Raw genomic sequence first — 17,778 nt, forward strand, 5'->3', positions numbered from 1 at the left:
ACACAGTGAAGGTCTACGAGAACCACTACATCAACGGCACGTGGGCTCCCGGCACCGGGAGCAACACGATCGACGTGATCGACTCCGCCACCGAAGAGGTCATCGGGCGCGTACCCGAAGGCACAGCGGCCGATGTCGACGCCGCCGTCGCAGCCGCCAAGGAGGCCTTCGACTCCTGGTCGAACACCCCCACCGACATCCGCGCCAAGTACCTGCGTGACATCGGTGCCAACCTTGCCGCCCGCTACGACGACATCGTCGACACGATCTCCGCCGAGGTCGGCTCTCCCAAGGCCTTCGCCCAGATGGTCCAGGCCGGGCTGTCGCTCGGTGAGTGGGACTCGTTCGCCAACCTCGTCGAGAACTACGAGTTCGAGGAAACGGTCGGCAACTCGCTGGTGGTCCGCGAGCCGATCGGTGTCGTCGGCGCCATCACGCCGTGGAACTACCCCCTCTACCTGATCATCTGCAAGGTCACCCCGGCGCTCGCAGCCGGCTGCACCGTGGTGCTCAAGCCGTCTGAGATCACCCCGCTCAACGCGTACATCCTCGCCGAGGTTCTCGACGAGGTCGGCCTGCCCGCAGGCGTGTTCAACATGGTCGTCGGCACCGGCCCCGAGGTGGGCGCGGCGCTCAGCTCGCATGCCGACGTGGACATGGTCAGCTTCACCGGCTCCGGCCGCGCCGGCGCCGAGGTGCAGCGCGCCGCTGCCGCCACCGCCAAGCGTGTCGGCCTCGAGCTCGGCGGCAAGTCCGCCAACATCGTGCTCGACGACGCCGATCCGGCCGCCATCGGCCTCGCCTCGGTATTCGGCTGCATGCTCAACTCCGGCCAGACCTGCTCGGCGCTCACCCGCCTGCTGGTGCCCGAGTCCCGCAAGGACGAGTACACCGACGCGATCCTCGCCGAGGCCTCGCAGATCCGTCTCGTCGACCCCAAGGCCGACGAGCCCGACATGTTCCACGCCCTCGGCCCGCTCAGCTCCAAGGCCCACCAGGAGCGTGTGCGCTCCTTCATCCAGAAGGGCATCGACGAGGGTGCCACAGTCGCCCTGGGCGGCCCCGAGCAGCCGGAGGACATGGAGAAGGGCTACTACGTGAAGCCCACCGTGTTCACCGACGTGACTCCCGACATGACAATCGCCCAGGAGGAGATCTTCGGCCCGGTGCTGTCGATCATCACCTACTCCGATGACGACGAGGCCGTCGAGATCGCGAACGACACCGTCTACGGCCTGGCCGGAGCGGTGCAGTCGGCTGACCAGGACCGTGCCCTGTCGGTCGCACGCCGGATGCGGACCGGCCAGATCGACGTGAACGGTGGCTCGTTCAACCCGGCAGCCCCGTTCGGTGGCTACAAGCAGTCCGGCAATACCCGTGAGCGTGGTCGCTGGGGTCTCGAGGAGTTCCTCGAGACCAAGTCGATCCAGCTCCCCGGCTGACCCACCCGATCCCGGTTGGCGCCCCGGTCCCCGGGGCGGCTCATTCTCAGTGCTCCGTTCGAGCTGGATCACGGTTTCGGTGATCCAGCTCGAACATTTCAGGGCTAACCCGGTGGGCGTCCACAGCCCTGCAGGGCGTAGCGTGGAACGTCTCACCCCACCCTTAGGTTGCATTCCGTCGTGACCGCGCACACCCCCACAGACGAAGAGGTACCCGACGACGAGTCGCCCTCGGGCGGTGGCGTCTTCGGCGACCCTCCGGTCGGGACTACCGACGAAGACCGGGAGACCGTGGCGGAGGGCGCCGGCGCAACGATGGGCGACGGCGAAGAGGCGGCCCTGTCGATCTCGATGGGCTTCAAGCTCGTGTGGCGCTTCGTGAAGCTCCATCCGGGGCCGTTCGTGTTGTCGATTTTCGGCGGTGTCGGCTGGGCGGTGATGCTCGTGGCGGCCGCGGTGATCCTCGGCCGGGTGACCGACGAAGTGATCGAGCCGGCCTTCACCACGGGAGTCGAGAGCTCCACGGTGTGGTGGGCGGTCATCGCCCTCATGGCCGTTGGAGCACTTCGCGGACTGACGGTCGTGGTGCGCCGTTGGTTCGGGTCGGTGACCGAGGCTCGCATGCAGCGCTCGTTGCGCACGGCAGTCGCTGACCGGCTGCTCGAGATGCCGTCGTCGTCCTACCGCCGGCGACCGACCGGCCAGCTGCTGGCCACATCCGACGTCGACGTCCTCACGGCCACCCAGATGCTGATGCCGTTGCCGTTCTCCCTCGGAGTGGCCGCCCTGTCGATCGTTTCGCTGGTCAGCCTGTGGCTGGCGGACCCGGTGTTCGCCCTGGTCGCACTGCTGCTGTTCCCGGCGCTGGCCTGGCTGTCGAAGTACTACACCAACAGGATCCACGAACCGGCTGCGCGGGTGCAGGCCAAGCTCGGCGTCGTGTCCTCGATCGCCCACGAGAGCTTCGACGGCGTGATGGTCGTCAAGACCCTCGCCCGCGAGGGCCCGGAACGAGAGCGATTCAACGAGGCATCCGACAGCCTCGCCCAGGAGCGCATCGGGCTCGCCCGGCTCCATTCGATCTTCGAGCCGATGATCACCATGCTGCCGAATCTGGGCATGGTCACCCTGCTTCTCGCCGGCGCATGGCGCATCGAACAGGGAGGCGCCACCGCGGGTGACCTCGTGCAGGCGATCGCGCTGTTCGGCTGGCTGGCGTTCCCGATGCGGGTGGTCGGCTTCCTGTTCCAGGCGATGCCCCGGGCGGTCGTGTCGATCGCACGCGTCGATGACCTGCTCACCGAGCCCACCGACCCCGCCTACGCACCTGAGCAGGACGAGATCACCCCGGCACAGTGGAAGGTCGTGGAGCCCAGCGCCGCCGGAAGCACCGAGGTGCCGGCGACCGTTGCCCGGAAGGGCACCGCCACCGCCACCTTGCCTGCCGGCCCGCTGTCGCTGCAGCTGGATGGCGTCGGTTTCGCCTACGGCGAATCGCCGGTGCTGCACGACCTGAGCTTCACCGCCCAGCCGGGTGAGGTGATGGCCCTCGTGGGCTCCACGGGCTCGGGCAAGTCGACCCTCGTGAACCTGCTGGCACACCTCGATGCCCCCAATGACGGCCGGATCTGCATCGGCGGGGTCGACACATCCGAACTCGACGCCGACGAGCTGCGGCGAAACGTGTCCATCGCCTTCCAGGAGAGCTACCTGTTCGCCGAGTCGATCGCCGACAACGTCCGACTGGGACGCGAAGTCGACGACGTCGAGGTTGCCAGATCCCTTCAGAGGTCCATGGCGGCCGGCTTCGTCGACGAACTCCCGGACGGCGTCGACACGGTCGTGGGCGAGCGCGGCATCACGCTCTCGGGAGGCCAGCGCCAGCGGGTCGCGCTGGCCCGGGCCCTGGCCGGCGGGCCTCGTGTGGTGGTGCTCGACGACTCGACGTCGGCGGTCGACCCCGTGGTGGAGTCAGCGATCCTCGAAGGCCTGCGCCAGGGGGACACGACCATGCTGGTGATAGCCCACCGGCTCTCCACCATCCAGCTCGCGGACCGGATCGTGCACCTCGACGAGGGCACAGTGCGGTCGGTCGGCACCCATGAGGAACTGCTCGAGGACCCCGAATACGTCGCACTGGTGACCGCCTACGAAGACGAGCCGTTCGAGGAAGAGCCCTCCGCAGCGCCATCGCCAGTAGATGGGGGAGGCCGGCTGTGAGCATCATCGACCCGGCTCCCAAGACCGACGACGAGCCGTCGGAGGCCAAGGCACTCGAGGTGCTGCGGGCCGGTGTGGCGGCCAGCCCCGAGCTGCGCAAGGGCTTCTTCGCCTCGGTCAGCTTCGCGATGGTGGTGTCCGCCGGTCGACTCGTTGTGCCCGTGTCGATCCAGCAGATCCTCGACAAGGGCTTCAGCGACTCCGGGCCCGACTGGACCTTCATCGTCACGGCGTGCCTTGTCGCATACGTGGCGATCCTCGCCCTGGCGGTGCTTGACCGGTTCACCCTCCTGCGCCTCATGACGACCGCCGAGCGGGTGCTCTATGGCCTGCGCACCCGCGCCTTCGGCCATGTGCACGACCTGAGCCTCGCCCACCATGGCGACTCCAAGCGGGGCGTGTTGGTGGCACGCGTAACCTCCGACATCGAGGTGCTCGCACAGTTCGCGTCCTGGGGAGCCATCTCCTGGGTGGTCAACCTCACGATGATCGTGGTCGCGCTGATAGCGCTGGCCGCCTACCAGTGGCAGCTCGCGGTGGTCGTGTTCGTGTTGCTGGTCCCGGTTGTGCCGATCATGCGCACCGTCCAGAAGCGCCAACTGCGCGCCTACGACAACCTGCGCACCAGCGTGTCCGACACCCTTTCCACGATCTCGGAGACCATCGGCGGGGTTCGGGTCCTCCGCTCCTACGGCGCCGTGCGGCGTGCCCGGCGCGAGCTCCACGAATCGATCGAGAAGCAGTACCGCAACCAGCTCGTCGCCCGGTTCTACTTCGCCATTATGTTCCCCGTTTCCGACCTGTTCAGCGGGCTCACCCTCGCAGGTGTCGTCGGTGTCGGGGTGTGGTGGGGGCCGGGTTGGGGCATGGCCGCGGGCACCCTCGTGGCCTGCTTGTTCATAACCAACCTGATCGTGCAGCCCGTCGCCGAGATCGGCGAGATCCTCGACCAGACACAGACCGCGCTCGCCGGTTGGCGCAAGGTGCTCGACCTGATCGAGGAACCGGTGGACGTGCCCGAGCCGGACCACTCCGATGTGCTTCCACCCGGGGAACTGTCGATCGATGCCCAGGGTGTGTGCTTCGAGTACGAGCCCGGCAGGCCGGTGCTCCGCGATGTCGACCTGCACCTGCCCGCCGGGATCAACGTGGCGATAGTGGGCGAGACCGGTTCCGGAAAGACGACGTTCGCGAAGCTGCTCTGCCGACTGGCTGACCCGACCGCGGGCACCGTGTCGGTAGGCGGTGTGGATCTTCGGGGTGTCGGTCGGGTGCAGCGAGCCGCCGGTGTGCGGCTGGTGCCCCAGGACGGCTTCCTGTTCGACACGACGATGCTGGACAATGTCCGCTACGGCCGTCCCGACGCCACAGACGACGAGGTCATGGCGTCCTTCGAGCAGCTCGGTCTCAAGGAATGGCTTGCCGGCATGCCCGACGGACTCGAAACCGAGGTCGGGGAGCGCGGCGACGCGCTGTCGGTCGGCGAGCGCCAACTCGTCGCATTGGCCCGGGCCCAGCTCGCCGATCCCGGCCTGTTGATCCTCGACGAGGCAACCTCCAACATCGACCCCGAAACCGAACGGAAGCTGGGCGAAGCCCTGGCCACGCTCGCGGAGGGGCGCACCACGGTCAGCATCGCTCACAGGCTCTCCACCGCAGAGGCTGCCGACCTGGTCGTCGTGTTCGACGCCGGCGAGATCGTGCAGAAGGGCACGCACGCCGAGCTCGTCTCCGAGGGCGGCGTCTACGGCGACCTGTACCAGTCCTGGATCGGCAACACCCGCAAGGGCTGAGTGCCCCCTTTTCCGGCTGCACGGGCAAGGCAGTAGATTTGCCGCTGCAAGAATCGCCCGAAACACCACCTCCTGAGGAGTCCCCCGTGCCCAAAGCCCCACTTCGCGTCGCCGTCACCGGAGCGGCCGGCCAGATCGGCTATTCGCTGCTGTTCCGCATCGCCAGCGGCGAGATGCTCGGTGAGGACCAGCCGGTCATCCTCCAGATGCTCGAGATCACCCCGGCCCTCGATGCCCTGCGTGGGGTCGCCATGGAGCTGGATGACTGCGCGTTCCCCCTGGTGGCCGACATCGTGCAGACCGACGACGCCAACACCGCATTCGGCGACGCCGACGTGGCCCTGCTCGTGGGTGCCATGCCCCGCAAGGCCGGCATGGAGCGTTCCGACCTGCTCTCCGCCAACGGTGGCATCTTCAAGCCACAGGGCGAGGCGCTCGGAGCTTCGGCCAAGAAGGACGTCAAGATCCTCGTCGTGGGCAACCCCGCCAACACCAACGCCCTCATCGCGATGAACAACGCCGAGGGTCTCGATCAGGGTCGTTTCACGGCCATGACCCGCCTCGACCACAACCGTGCGATGGCCCAGCTGGGCCAGAAGCTCGGCGCCCCGGTCTCCGAGATCACCAACATGACGATCTGGGGCAACCACTCCACCACCCAGTACCCCGACCTGTTCAACTGCCACGTGGCCGGCCGCAACGCCGCCCAGGCGGTCGGCGACCAGGCCTGGCTGGAGGACACCTTCATCCCCACCGTCGCCAAGCGCGGCGCCGCCATCATCGACGCCCGCGGCGCCAGCTCAGCCGCTTCTGCTGCCAACGCTGCCATCGACCACATCCGCAGCTGGCATCTCGGCACTCCGGAAGGCGACTGGGTGTCGATGGCGGTTCCGTCCGATGGCTCCTACGGCGTGCCCGAAGGCATCATCTCGTCGTTCCCGTGCACCTGCGCCGACGGCGAGTACTCGATCGTGCAGGATGTCGAGATCAACGACTTCTCCCGCGCACGCATCGATGCCTCCGTCGCAGAGCTGGTTGAGGAGCGCGACGCCGTGGCCGAACTCGGCCTGATCTGACCAACCGCCAGCAACTGAAACCACCGCCCAGCGTCACCATCTGGAGGCACTGGGCGGTGACTTCGTTTTGGACCACCGTTCTGCTGGCGCTGGATCACGCCTGGCGTGATCCAGCTCGACCAGAACGCCGTTGCAGGCGCTGGAGAACCGGTAGGCGCTCGGTTCGGGACCTGGCCAGAATGGGGCGATGGCGCATGCCGTTCCACAGCCGGTCGTCGAGCCGATCGAGATCCGTGGTGACCTGCTGAGCCTCGTCACCACGGTCGAGGCCGACCGGGCCGAGATCAACCGGATCCGGGCCACGCCCGAGGTGTGGCTCCGCTGGCGCGGTGACGATCTGGACGCCAAGTTCGACGAGAACCTCGCGGATGCAGAGACCCACCAGCTCACGATCCGGGATCGGCAGGAGACGATCGTCGGAATGGTCCAGTTCTGGGAGGAGGACGACCCGGAGTACCGCCATGCCGGAATCGACATCTTCATCGACCCCTCGGCACACAGGAGCGGCCTCGGCGCCGGCACGCTTCGTACCCTCATCTCGTGGCTGATCGACGAGCGGGGCTACCATCGCGTGACCATCGACCCCGCGGCCGACAACGATGCCGCGATCGCCTGCTACGCGAGCGTCGGCTTCAGGTCGGTCGGCCTGCTGCGGCAGTACGAGCGACAGCCCGACGGCACCTGGGCCGACGGCCTGTTGATGGACCTGCTGGCGGCCGATTTCCTCCGATCCTGAGCAGGCCGGTGCTCCGCTGGCGCGGGCCCTGCTGCTGGTGCCCTGTCCCTGCCGCTTTGTTGGTGCTGGATCACGCCTGGCGTGATCCAGCACCAACAGAACCGGTCGGGCTACTTGAGGAACTTCGAGGTCGTGTTGTCGGCCAGGACCTTGCCGTCGGTCTGGCAGGTCGGGCAGTAGTCGACTTCGTAGCGGCTGTACTCGACGGCTCGCACGGTGTCGCCACACACCGGGCAGGTTTCACCCTTGCGGCGGTGGACCGCGCCCGGCCGGTCGGCCGACTTCGACATCGCTGACAGGGTGCGCTCGTGCTCCAGGGCGTCGCCTATGCAGTCGTTCATCGCCGTGAACAGCGCCGAGCGTTGCTCGTCGGTCAGCTTTGCGCTCATGGCGAAAGGCGACAGCTTGGCGCGGTGACAAGTCTCATTGGCCAGCATCCGCCCCAGCCCGGTCACCCCGTGCTGGTCGCGCAGGAATCCATGCACACGCTGGTTCTTCGCCGCCAGCGCCTCTGAGAAGGCGGCCTCGTCGACCTCGTCGGCATCAGGGCCCAGCCCGTCCAGTGGCGCCTGGGTCAGCGGGTCGCCCTCGATCACCCACACGCCGGCCTTGCGTTCGGTCCCTGCTTCGGTGAGCAACAGGGCCGGGCCGTCCTCGAAGCGCCAGCGGGCGATCCCGAAGCGCGGCTTGCGGCTCAGCTTCTCGTCGGGCACGAGGCGGCCGCCCTGCATCAGGTGAACCACAAACGTGAGCGCGACGGCGTCGCCGTCGGGTTGTCCGAAGCGCATGAGCAGGTGCTTGCCACGCCGACCGACACCCTGCAGCACCATGCCGACTGCGCCGCCCGGGTCGGGCACGGCCGTCTTGAGCGCCGTGAAGGTGATCGGCTCGAAGCGCGCCAGGACCTGGCCGCCGAATGACTCGGTGAGCCGTTCGGCGTGGGCCTGTATCTCCGGGAGCTCGGGCACTCCGAGACGGTACCCGGGTCAGAACTGGGTCTGATCGCGAAGTGAGCCGAGAGCGTCTCCGGCGGCGGCGAGCTGGTCGGCGCCACGGATGAGCAGGGTCACGTCACCACCGAGCTTCAGGCGCCCCTGCATGAAGGCCACCTGTGCGGATGACTCGCCCTGCGCGATCTCTGCTGCGGTGTCGTAGTCGAGTTCCATGGTGGCGCTGGGATCGCCCTCCGGTTTGCCTGCGGACACCCCGGCTCCGTCGGGTCCGAATCGCACGGTGTAGGTGACCTTGCCGGACGGAGCGCCCTTGACCGTGTACCCGATCGTGGTCTCCGAATCGCCCTGCTCGTCAACCGATGCCCAGCCATCGGCGAGGGCCTTGTCGGCTGCCACCATCCATTCGTCATCCAGGTACTGCACATCATGACCCTACTGTCGGCTGCGGGGCGCGTTCACAGCGTGCGAGGCTGTCGACATGCCAGCTGTGGAGCCCGCCGACGAGTACCGACACGATTGCGACCCGGAGGTGGAGCTCTGGAACGAGAGCTACTACCTCGACTGGTTCGCCGAGGACCTGTCGGTGGGCGGCTATGTCCGCATCGGCTTCTATCCCAATCTCGGCAAGGTCTGGTACTGGGCGTGCCTGGTCGGTGAAGGCCGGCCGCTGGTGACCGTGATCGACCACGAGGTCGACATGCCCAGCTCATCGAGCTCGCTCGAGATCCGCCACGACGGGCTCTGGGCCGACCATGCGATCGAGACGCCCAACGAGCACATGTCGGTCAACCTCGAGGCATTCGCGCTTGCTCTCGACGACCCGGCGTCGGTCTATGGGGATCCACGGGGCGACCGGGTGCCGTTCGGGTTCGAGCTCGACTTCCTCACCGACCGCGGCGCCTACATGTGGCCGCCGGTGACCCCGCGCTACGAGATCCCGTGCCGCGTCCAGGGTGAGGTGCTGGTTGGCGACGAGAAGATCACTGTCGACGGTTGGGGCCAGCGCGACCACTCGTGGGGTGCTGCGCGTGACTGGTGGTCCAACCAGTGGAGCTGGACCGCCGGCCGGCTCGAGGACAGCACCCGCTTCCACGGGGTCGGTGGCTTCTTCCCCGGTGAGGACTGGGGCGTGGCGTACCGGTTGGATCCTCACACCAGTGAGTTCGTCGACACCCACGAGGTGTCGCTCGATGTCACCGAGGGCCGCGAGCGTCTGCCGGAGACCACGCGGATCGGCTACTGCGACCTCGACTTCACGGTCACGCCACTGGCGTTCTCACCGGTCGGACTGTTCCATCCGGAGGACGGTCGCCTCGCCCGCTTCCCGCGTGCCCTTGCCCGATTCGATGCCGCCGACGGCCGCACCGGCGGCGGCTGGATCGAGTGGAACCAACCCCCGGTCGACTGACGGCGACCTGGGTCAGGCGGGGTCGAACTCGGCCGCGAGGCGGGTGCTGATCTCGCGGTAGCGCAGCAGGAAGGCCTGCTCGTCGAGCTTCTTGCGCCGCATCCAGGTCGTCGTTTCCATGTTGCACTTGCTCGCGTTGCACGACCGGCACGCCGGCACGACGTTGGTGACGGTGTAGCGGCCACCGCGTGACAGTGCGAGCACGCAGTCTTTCTGGAGCGCAGCGGCGTCTTTCGAGCAGTAGGCGCACCCGCCCCAGGCCTCCTTCAGCGCTTCCCACTGGTCATCCGTGAGGTCGTTGTCGGCCTTTGCCATCCGCCGTGCACGCTTGCGTGACGCCCGGGCGCGCCGTGACCTGCTCGCAGCCATGGCCGCGACGCTAGTGAGCGACGCGCAGCCGTGCGCGGAGCCGGTCAGCCGCGTTCGCGGAGTTGGTAGGAGTTGCGGAACTCGTCCTGGATGACGGTCGCAATCCCGTCGATGTCCTCCACCACCAGGGGCTCGTCGAGCACTCTGGCCTGGAAGGACCAACCGTCGGGCAGGGCAAGTCGGTCGCCCAAGCCCGCAAGTGTGTCGAGCGTCTGCTCCGGGTCGATCTCGATGCTGTAGGACTGCATCACGTACACGGAGCCGTCGGGCCCGGTCAGCTCGTATACCTCGCGGCCCTCGTCGAAGATGAATTCGGTGTCGCGCAACACGGAAGTCTCGGTCAACGGGGTGCGGTCCCCGAAGCCCTCCTCGAGGTCGACGGTCGTGATGGAGCGCATCTCCACTGCGCCGAATGTGCGGAGCTCGCCCGTACCGGCGAGACCTTTGGCGAGGATCCGATCGAGGACCCAGAAGCGGGGCCCGTTGGGCACGGCCAGCACGGCTCCCATCTCGGCGGCCGTTGCCTCGGCGTCGATGGCATCGAATCCTGCCTGGTCGCAGTCGTTGAGGCCCTGGGTACCCCACACCTGCGCGGTCGCACCGCCATCGCCCGTGGTGACCACCAGAACCTCGCAGTACCGCTGCCCGTACTGGTCGGCGAGGCCGGCACCTGCCGGGACCTGTGTGTCCGTGGTTGTGTCCGGCTCTTCGGCCGTGCTCGACGGTTCGGTGGACTCTGCGACCTCGGCCGCGGTATCCGCGTCGTCGGCGGCCGGGTCGGCGTCATCGCCGGTGCACGCGCCAGCAACGGCCAGCAACGTGGTCAGCGCAGCGGCCAAGGCAAGACGGATTCGCATCGTCGGGACAGTAGTGGACGCAGTTCACGACCTGATTGCCCGTAGGGTGCTGGCATGTCCGAAGCCGCGCCCCCGATAGACGCGCCGGCGGAGCGTTCCGGCCCCGCCCCCGCCCTCACACTGCTGGCAACCGGTCTCGGGCTGTTCATGGTGTTCCTCGACGCCACGATCGTGAACGTGGCGCTGCCCGCCATCCAGTCCGACTTCGATGTGGGCGAGAGCGGAGTGCAGTGGGTCGTCGCCGCCTACAGCCTCACCATGGGCATGTTCATGATGACCTCCGCGACGTTGTCGGATGCCAACGGCCGTCGCAAGGCGTTCCTGATCGGCATCGCCATCTTCAGCGTTGCCTCACTGGCTTGCGGCCTTGCTCCGTCGCTCGGGGTACTCAACCTGTCCCGGGCAGTTCAGGGTGTCGGCGCGGCGGTGGTCAACGTGGCCTCGCTGGCGCTGGTCGGCGCCGCATATCCGGATCCGGCGGCGAAGGCGAAGGCTGTCGGCCTGTGGACGGGCATCGCTGCGATCGGCATCGCGATCGGTCCGACCGTTGGCGGGGTGCTCACCGAATCGATCAGCTGGCGGGCCGTGTTCCTGGTGAATCCCGTGGTGGGTCTGGTCACCGCCGGACTGACCGTCATGTTCGTCCGGGAGTCCTCTTCGCCGACGAAGCACAGCTTCGACCTGACCGGACAGCTGCTCTTCATAGTCGGCATCGGTGCGATCACGTTCGCCCTCGTGCAGGCGCCCGTGTTCGGCTTCAGCTCTCCGGTGATCATCGGGTCGATTGTCCTCTCCCTCGTGGTGCTCGTCGTGTTCGTGCGGTTCGAGCTCAACTCCGAGGACCCGATGATGGACGTGCGCGTGTTCTCCGACATCGCGTACACCGCGGCCATCTTCACGATGTTCGCGGCACTGTTCTGTGCCTACGGCACCCTGTTGGTGATCACGCAGTACTTCCAGAACGTGCGGGACTTCAGCCCGGAGCGCGCCGGAGTACTTCTGCTGGCCTTCTCGTTGCCTTCGATGATCCTGGCGCCCATTGCCGGTCGCCTGGCCGCCCGCTTCGGAGGTCGGCGCCCTGCGCTCGCCGGGCTGAGCCTGATCACCCTGGGCACTGCCGCGCTCGCCTTCAGCGCCGGGAGGGAAGTCTGGGTCACAGCAGTTGGATTGTTCATGGTCGGCGCAGGCGTGGGTCTGTCGGTGTCGCCGGCGACGGCGATGGCGATGGCTTCGATCAGCCCGGAACGCTCCGGCATGGCGTCGGGCATCCTCAGCACCCAGCGTGCAATCGGATCGACTGCGGGTTTCGCGATCATGGGCAGCCTCCTGGCGCTCGTTGTGGGAGCCCAGTTGCCGGACAAGCTCGAGCCGGTCATCCCCGACGATTCCGATCGTGACCAGGTCGTTGCAGATGTCGTGGATGCAGCGAATCCGTCGGCGGTGCCCGCCACTGTCGGCCCGAAGTCAGACCCTGATCCGCGCGACGAGGTGGTGGCGGCGACCGACTCGGCGTTCGTGGATGGCATCAAGGCGGCCCAGCTGTCGGGCACCGCTGTGGTGTTCGGTGCGCTGCTGTTCGGCTGGTTCGCGTTCCCGACGGGCCGCAAGCAGGAGAGCGAGACCGAGCTTGGCGAAGCCGCGCTGCTCCAGGCGAGCCCGGATGACCCGTCCATCCGCAAGGTGATCGATGCGGCGAGGAGTGCGGGACTGGACATCTCGCCCTACCGGTTCCCCCAGGGAACGCGAAGTGCCGACGACGCGGCAAAGGCGATCGGTGTCGATGTCGAACGGATTGTGAAGAGCCTCGTGTTCGAGGTCGACGGCCGAATGGTGGTGGCCCTGGTCGGTGGTGCCGACATGGTCGACGAGCGGTTGTTGGCCGTGGCTGCCGGAGGTGGCAAGGCGAGTCGCCCTGATGCCGACGCGGTCCGAACCGCGACTGGGTTCGCAATCGGTGGCGTTCCACCCTTCGGGTACACCGAGGTGCTGTCGTCCTACGTTGACCAGGCCCTGCTGGATCAGCTGACCGTGTGGGCCGCCGCCGGGACGGGTCAGGACGTATTCGAAGTGAGCCCCCACGAAGTCGTGCGCATCAGCGGCGCAGAGGTCACCAACCTGAAACGGGAGTGACAGAGGACCGATTCCGCTCGGATGGGGGCGGTGATGCCGGCGAAGCTCCTGACGGAGCGGATCGGATGGTTCGCCCCCAGAACATCCGATCCGCTCCGCGAAGGAGTCCCTCCATCCGGCGTGGCCGGAACGGTCTCGGATCTGCTTGCTTGCCAGCATGCGATCTGGAATCACATTAGGAAACCCGTCGCCCGAACGGAACAGGGAGAACTACCCGCCCCGCGCGCCTGTCTTGTCCTTTGTTGGCGCTGAATCACGCTGAGAGTGATTCAGCGCCAACAAAACGTCACGAATCCGCGCAATCGAGATTGTGGCGCAGTCAGGACCCGGGCGGCGGGTGCTCGACCACGGTGGTGATGCCCCCGCGCGGGTTCTGTGTCAGCCGCACCGACACGTCTGACACCGAGGGAGAGTGGTGGGCGATCGCGTCGTGGATCTCGAGCGCCAGGTATTCGGCGAAGATCCGCCGGTCCCGGAAGGTCACGAGCCAGAGCTTCAGCGACTTGGACTCGACCGCATGCGTCTGCGCCGTGTATGAGATCTCGGCGTTGTAGATGTCGGGCTGCACTCCCTCAACGGCCGGACAAAGGGCTTCGAGTTCGTCGGTGCGAAACGTCACGCGCACGGGTGAGTCGACCTCGAAGAACTCGAGCCGGCCGTACTCGCCGGGGTCGACCCGCCTACCGAGCATGGACACGTCGGCCATCTCGCCTTGGCTGTCATCACGTTTGGTCATGCCACCTCTTCGATCTCGTCCAATTGGCCGAGCACCTTTCGGGGAAGCCGGGTGACGCGTACCGTGATCGCGAGGCCGGCGCCCGTCAGGAGTCGGAGCACTCTTTGTCGAAGTACTCGCTGATCGCGTCGTTGGCCGAGTTGTACTCGGGAGTGTCGAGCGCCTCGCTGCCCGACAGCAACCCTTCGGAGGCCACCTTGCCGATCGCCTCGGCCACTACGTCGATGTCATCGTGCAAGTCGCTCGGCAACACGTCCTTCAGCTCCTCGGCCTCCTTCTGTGCGGCCGTAGCACCTTCCTCGCCCCCGAGCGCCTGTATGTAGAGCGAGGCGTACTCGGTTGCCAACGTGAAGCAGTCGTCGAGGTCGCCGAGGTTGGGAAGCTGGTCGTCGAGCTCGTCGAGGTCCGGAATCTGGTCCTCCAGGTCATCAAGGCCGGGGATGCCGGAATCGCTGGAACCCGAGTCCTCGGATCCGGAGTCGGAACCCTCGCGCTCGTCGCTGCTGCGAGCAGCGGAGTCGCCGCTGTCGTCGCTCGAGCAGGCGGTGCCAACAAGGGCTATCGCGGCCAACGCGATCATCGGGAGCACGAAGAGCTTGCGCATGCCAACCTCCGGTAGGTCTGCAACGGCCACAGTCGCGGCCGCGGGCCGATCCTATCGCCGGGATCCCGCATCGGTTCCAGAACCTGAGGGTTCTCAGCCGCAGCCGTTGTCGAACCAGCCGGCCAACACGGTATTTGCGTTGTTGTACGCGGGGGCCTCGAAGGCCGCACCGCCTTCGAGCACACCTGCCGAGGCGACGGTCGCAATCGCGCCGACCACCACGTCGAGGTCGTCGTGAAGTGCCGGCGGCAGCAGGGCCTTGAGCTGGGTTGCCGCCGTGCGGGCCTCGGCTGCTCCCCTGCGACCGTCGAGCGCGAGGAGGTGCAGCCTGCCGTAGGCGGCGCCCATCTCGATGCATGCTCGCGGTCCGGCCAGATCCGGTATCTGCTCCTCGAGCGCTTCGCGGTCCACCAGTGTGATGTCGGGGGTAGTTTCCACGGGGCCCGGGTCGGGCAAGTCGATCGATGTCGTGGCGGTGTCGTCTTCGGCCGACGGGGCGGTCGGGGGCGGCAGGTTGGCCGCCTCTTGTAGGGTCCTGGGTGCTGTGGTGGTGGTCGTCGGGGCGGTCTGTGGCCCCAGATCCTGGCGTGCGCACGAGGCCGCCAACATGGCAGGCAGCGCGAGGAGGACCATCACAAGCGTGAGTCTGTGAACCGCCATGTGCCCCCCAGTTGTCGGCGGCTCGGAGCCGCCGCTCGATCATCCGATCTTTCGTTCGCCCAGTCGCCGCCTGTTGACCAGGTTGGCCTTCATGTAGTCACGGTTCATCATCGCAATGAAGTCGACCGAGATCTCCTTCGGGCATGCCTCCTGGCACTCGCCATGGTTGGTGCAGCTGCCGAAGTACTCCTCCATGGTGTTCACCATGTTGATCGAACGCGACCAGCGCTCGGCCTGGCCCTGGGGGAGCTGGTTGAGGTGCTGCATCTTGGCGGCGGTGAACAGGTTGGCAGCGGAGTTGGGGCATGCGGCAACGCATGCGCCGCACCCGATGCAGGCCGCCGCGTCCATGGCGGAGTCGGCTGCGTCCTTGGGGATCGGGATCTCGTTGGCGTCCGGCGGTGCCCCGGTGTTGACGTTGACGTAGCCGCCGGCCTCCACGATCCGGTCGAAGGCTGCCCGGTTGACCATGAGGTCCCTGATGATCGGGAACCCGCCGGCGCGCCACGGCTCGATCGTGATGGTGTCGCCGTCGTTGAACTGGCGCATGTGGAGCTGGCAGGTGGCCGTGCTCTTCTGCGGGCCGTGCGCTTGGCCGTTGATCACGACACCGCACGTGCCGCAGATACCCTCTCTGCAGTCATGGTCGAAGGTGATCGGCTCCTTGTTTGCCTCGATCAGCTCCTCGTTGACCAGGTCGAGCATCTCGAGGAACGAGGCGTCGTCGGACACCTTCGTGGAATGGGTCTCGAACTGGCCTGCGGCGTCGGGGCCGGGCTGGCGCCACACGCGCAACGTGAGGTTCAGCGTCTTGCTCATCGGTTCCTCGCTTCTTCGAGCATCCTTGGTCCGCCCTGCTACTTGTAGCTGCGCTGGGTCAATTCGACGTTGTCGAACTCCAGCGGTTCCTTGTTGAGCACGGAGTCGTTGCCGATGTCGTCGCCGGCGTATTCCCATGCTGCGACGTAGGCGAAGTTCTCGTCGTCGCGGAGCGCCTCGCCCTCCTCGGTCTGGCTCTCCTCGCGGAAGTGGCCGCCGCAAGACTCCTCGCGGCGCAGCGCGTCCAGCACCTTCAGCTCGGCCATCTCCATGAAGTCGGCGACTCGAAGGGCCTTCTCCAGTGACTGGTTCATGCCCGTCGCCGAGCCGGTGATCCTCAGGTCCTTCCAGAACTCCTCGCGCAGAGTCGGGATCTCCGAGAGGGCCTTCTCGAGACCTGCCCGGTTGCGGCTCATGCCGCAGTAGTCCCAGACGATCTTGCCGAGCTCGCGGTGGTAGTGGTCCACCGACTTGGTGCCGCCAATGCCCATGAGGCGCTGGATCCGGCCCTCGGTGTCGGCCACGGTCTCGGTGAAGGCCGGGTCGTCGGTCGGCACCGGGTCGGTGCCGAGCAACTCGGCGAGGTATCCGGCCACCGTCGACGGGCCCACGAAGTAGCCGTCGGAGAGGCCCTGCATCAGCGCAGACGCACCGAGACGGTTGGCGCCGTGGTCTGAGAAGTTGGCCTCACCGAGGGCGAACAGTCCCGGGATGGTGGTTTGGAGGTTGTAGTCCACCCAGAGGCCGCCCATCGTGTAGTGCGTGGCGGGGTAGATACGCATCGGCTGGCGGTAGGGGTTCTCGCCGGTGATGCGTTCGTACATGTCGAACAGGTTCCCGTAGCGCTCCCGGATCGTGTCCTCACCGAGTCGGCTGATCGAGTCGGCAAAGTCGAGGAACACACCGTTCTTGAGCTCGCCGACCCCTCGGCCCTCGTCGACCACCGTCTTGGCGTTGCGGGAGGCGACGTCGCGGGGCACCAGGTTGCCGAAGCTCGGGTACTTGCGCTCGAGGTAGTAGTCGCGCTCGGACTCTGGGATGTCCGACGCGTCGCGGGTCTCGTCGAACTCGGTTGGTGCCCAGATCCGGCCATCGTTGCGGAGCGATTCCGACATGAGGGTCAGCTTCGACTGGAACTCGTCGGCCGGCGGGATGCAGGTCGGGTGGATCTGCGTGAAGCAGGGGTTGGCGAACGCCGCCCCCTTCCTGTGTGCCCGCCAGGTCGCGGTGACGTTGCACGCCTTGGCATTGGTCGACAGGTAATAGACGTTGCCGTAGCCGCCGGTGCACAGCATGACCGCGTGTCCTGAATGGGCTGCAACCTCGCCGGTGAGCAGGTCACGGGTAGTGATGCCGACCGCCCGGCCGTCCTTGACGACCACGTCGAGCATCTCGGTGCGGTTGTGGAGCGTGACCGTGCCGAGATTGATCTGGCGGGCCAGCGCTTGGTAGGCGCCGAGCAGCAACTGCTGGCCGGTCTGACCCCGGGCGTAGAAGGTGCGTGCCACCTGGGCGCCGCCGAAGGAGCGGTTGTCGAGCAGTCCGCCGTACTCGCGGGCGAAGGGCACGCCCTGTCCGGCGCACTGGTCGATGATGTTCCCGGAGACCTGCGCGAGCCGGTACACGTTGGCCTCGCGGCTGCGGTAGTCGCCGCCCTTGATCGTGTCGTAGAACAGGCGGAAGACGGAGTCCCCGTCGTTCTTGTAGTTCTTCGCGGCGTTGATCCCGCCCTGGGCGGCGATTGAGTGCGCCCGCCGGGGTGAGTCGTGGTACGTGAAGACCTGGACGTTGTAGCCGAGCTCCCCGAGCGAGGCTGCTGCGGCTGCGCCGGCGAGGCCGGTGCCCACCACGATCACCTCGAACTTGCGGCGGTTGTTGGGTGCGACGAGCTTGAGGTCGAACTTGTGGTTGTCCCACTTGTCGGCCAGTGGGCCCTCGGGGATCTTGGAGTCGAGCGTGACGGTCACTTGTGGTC

General features: G+C 67.0%; 16 protein-coding genes. 7 read left to right on the forward strand and 9 right to left on the reverse strand.

The window, feature by feature from the left end:
- Positions 1-5: 5 nt before the first annotated feature.
- From GY812_03135 to GY812_03155, 5 genes are all read left to right on the forward strand, one after another.
- Positions 6-1,442 (forward strand): aldehyde dehydrogenase family protein, encoded by a 1,437-nt coding sequence (locus GY812_03135; GenBank protein MCP4434478.1) that lies wholly within the window; start codon positions 6-8, stop codon positions 1,440-1,442.
- Positions 1,443-1,622: 180 nt separating this feature from the next.
- The gene (locus GY812_03140) at positions 1,623-3,662 is read left to right on the forward strand and encodes an ABC transporter ATP-binding protein (GenBank protein MCP4434479.1); all 2,040 of its coding nucleotides are present in this window, start codon (positions 1,623-1,625) and stop codon (positions 3,660-3,662) included.
- Entirely contained in the window at positions 3,659-5,455 is a 1,797-nt protein-coding gene (locus GY812_03145) for an ABC transporter ATP-binding protein (GenBank protein MCP4434480.1), read from the forward strand. The genes GY812_03140 and GY812_03145 overlap by 4 nt, the downstream gene beginning before the upstream one ends.
- Positions 5,456-5,541: 86 nt before the next feature.
- Positions 5,542-6,531, forward strand: a complete 990-nt coding sequence (locus GY812_03150; protein MCP4434481.1) for a malate dehydrogenase — start codon at positions 5,542-5,544, stop codon at positions 6,529-6,531.
- A 187-nt stretch (positions 6,532-6,718) separates the two neighbouring features.
- Complete coding sequence (locus GY812_03155) at positions 6,719-7,267, forward strand: GNAT family N-acetyltransferase (GenBank protein ID MCP4434482.1); 549 nt, start codon at positions 6,719-6,721, stop codon at positions 7,265-7,267.
- A 110-nt stretch (positions 7,268-7,377) separates the two neighbouring features.
- On the opposite strand, the gene GY812_03160 is transcribed toward GY812_03155, so the two are convergent.
- Entirely contained in the window at positions 7,378-8,235 is an 858-nt protein-coding gene (locus GY812_03160; GenBank protein MCP4434483.1) for an Fpg/Nei family DNA glycosylase, read from the reverse strand.
- An 18-nt stretch (positions 8,236-8,253) separates the two neighbouring features.
- Positions 8,254-8,643, reverse strand: a complete 390-nt coding sequence (locus GY812_03165) for an SCP2 sterol-binding domain-containing protein (protein ID MCP4434484.1) — start codon at positions 8,641-8,643, stop codon at positions 8,254-8,256.
- Between the two features lie 55 nt (positions 8,644-8,698).
- Between GY812_03165 and GY812_03170 the strand changes: the two genes are divergently transcribed.
- Positions 8,699-9,628: a hypothetical protein gene (locus tag GY812_03170; protein MCP4434485.1), complete on the forward strand. Its 930-nt coding sequence runs from the start codon at positions 8,699-8,701 to the stop codon at positions 9,626-9,628.
- Between the two features lie 12 nt (positions 9,629-9,640).
- On the opposite strand, the gene GY812_03175 is transcribed toward GY812_03170, so the two are convergent.
- Together GY812_03175 and GY812_03180 are read right to left on the reverse strand one after the other, a co-directional pair.
- On the reverse strand, positions 9,641-9,997 hold the full coding sequence (locus GY812_03175) for an HNH endonuclease (protein ID MCP4434486.1): 357 nt from the start codon (positions 9,995-9,997) through the stop codon (positions 9,641-9,643).
- A gap of 44 nt (positions 9,998-10,041) precedes the next feature.
- Positions 10,042-10,854, reverse strand: a complete 813-nt coding sequence (locus tag GY812_03180) for a hypothetical protein (GenBank protein ID MCP4434487.1) — start codon at positions 10,852-10,854, stop codon at positions 10,042-10,044.
- 54 nt (positions 10,855-10,908) lie between these two features.
- Here GY812_03180 and GY812_03185 point away from each other — a divergent pair, with 54 nt between their 5' ends.
- Entirely contained in the window at positions 10,909-12,984 is a 2,076-nt protein-coding gene (locus GY812_03185; protein ID MCP4434488.1) for a DHA2 family efflux MFS transporter permease subunit, read from the forward strand.
- Positions 12,985-13,303: 319 nt separating this feature from the next.
- On the opposite strand, the gene GY812_03190 is transcribed toward GY812_03185, so the two are convergent.
- From GY812_03190 to GY812_03210, 5 genes are all read right to left on the reverse strand, one after another.
- Complete coding sequence (locus GY812_03190; GenBank protein MCP4434489.1) at positions 13,304-13,720, reverse strand: 7-cyano-7-deazaguanine reductase; 417 nt, start codon at positions 13,718-13,720, stop codon at positions 13,304-13,306.
- 85 nt (positions 13,721-13,805) lie between these two features.
- On the reverse strand, positions 13,806-14,324 hold the full coding sequence (locus GY812_03195; GenBank protein ID MCP4434490.1) for a hypothetical protein: 519 nt from the start codon (positions 14,322-14,324) through the stop codon (positions 13,806-13,808).
- Between the two features lie 93 nt (positions 14,325-14,417).
- Positions 14,418-14,984: a hypothetical protein gene (locus GY812_03200; GenBank protein MCP4434491.1), complete on the reverse strand. Its 567-nt coding sequence runs from the start codon at positions 14,982-14,984 to the stop codon at positions 14,418-14,420.
- A 39-nt stretch (positions 14,985-15,023) separates the two neighbouring features.
- Positions 15,024-15,791 (reverse strand): succinate dehydrogenase/fumarate reductase iron-sulfur subunit, encoded by a 768-nt coding sequence (locus GY812_03205; GenBank protein ID MCP4434492.1) that lies wholly within the window; start codon positions 15,789-15,791, stop codon positions 15,024-15,026.
- Between the two features lie 50 nt (positions 15,792-15,841).
- Positions 15,842-17,770 carry a fumarate reductase/succinate dehydrogenase flavoprotein subunit gene (locus GY812_03210; GenBank protein MCP4434493.1) on the reverse strand — a complete coding sequence of 643 codons (1,929 nt, stop codon included), beginning with the start codon at positions 17,768-17,770 and terminating at the stop codon, positions 15,842-15,844.
- Positions 17,771-17,778 lie beyond the last annotated feature (8 nt).

The organism is Actinomycetes bacterium (assembly GCA_024222295.1).
Classification (GTDB): domain Bacteria; phylum Actinomycetota; class Acidimicrobiia; order Acidimicrobiales; family Microtrichaceae; genus JAAEPF01.

Excerpts from the sequence above, each read along its gene's own strand:
- GY812_03175 (MCP4434486.1), bottom strand. The coding sequence starts at position 9,997 with ATGGCTGCGAGCAGGTCACGGCGCGCCCGGGCGTCACGCAAGCGTGCA.
- GY812_03195 (MCP4434490.1), bottom strand. The coding sequence starts at position 14,324 with ATGCGCAAGCTCTTCGTGCTCCCGATGATCGCGTTGGCCGCGATAGCC.
- GY812_03170 (MCP4434485.1), top strand. The coding sequence starts at position 8,699 with ATGCCAGCTGTGGAGCCCGCCGACGAGTACCGACACGATTGCGACCCG.
- GY812_03200 (MCP4434491.1), bottom strand. The coding sequence starts at position 14,984 with ATGGCGGTTCACAGACTCACGCTTGTGATGGTCCTCCTCGCGCTGCCT.
- GY812_03180 (MCP4434487.1), bottom strand. The coding sequence starts at position 10,854 with ATGCGAATCCGTCTTGCCTTGGCCGCTGCGCTGACCACGTTGCTGGCC.
- GY812_03155 (MCP4434482.1), top strand. The coding sequence starts at position 6,719 with ATGGCGCATGCCGTTCCACAGCCGGTCGTCGAGCCGATCGAGATCCGT.
- GY812_03185 (MCP4434488.1), top strand. The coding sequence starts at position 10,909 with ATGTCCGAAGCCGCGCCCCCGATAGACGCGCCGGCGGAGCGTTCCGGC.
- GY812_03190 (MCP4434489.1), bottom strand. The coding sequence starts at position 13,720 with ATGACCAAACGTGATGACAGCCAAGGCGAGATGGCCGACGTGTCCATG.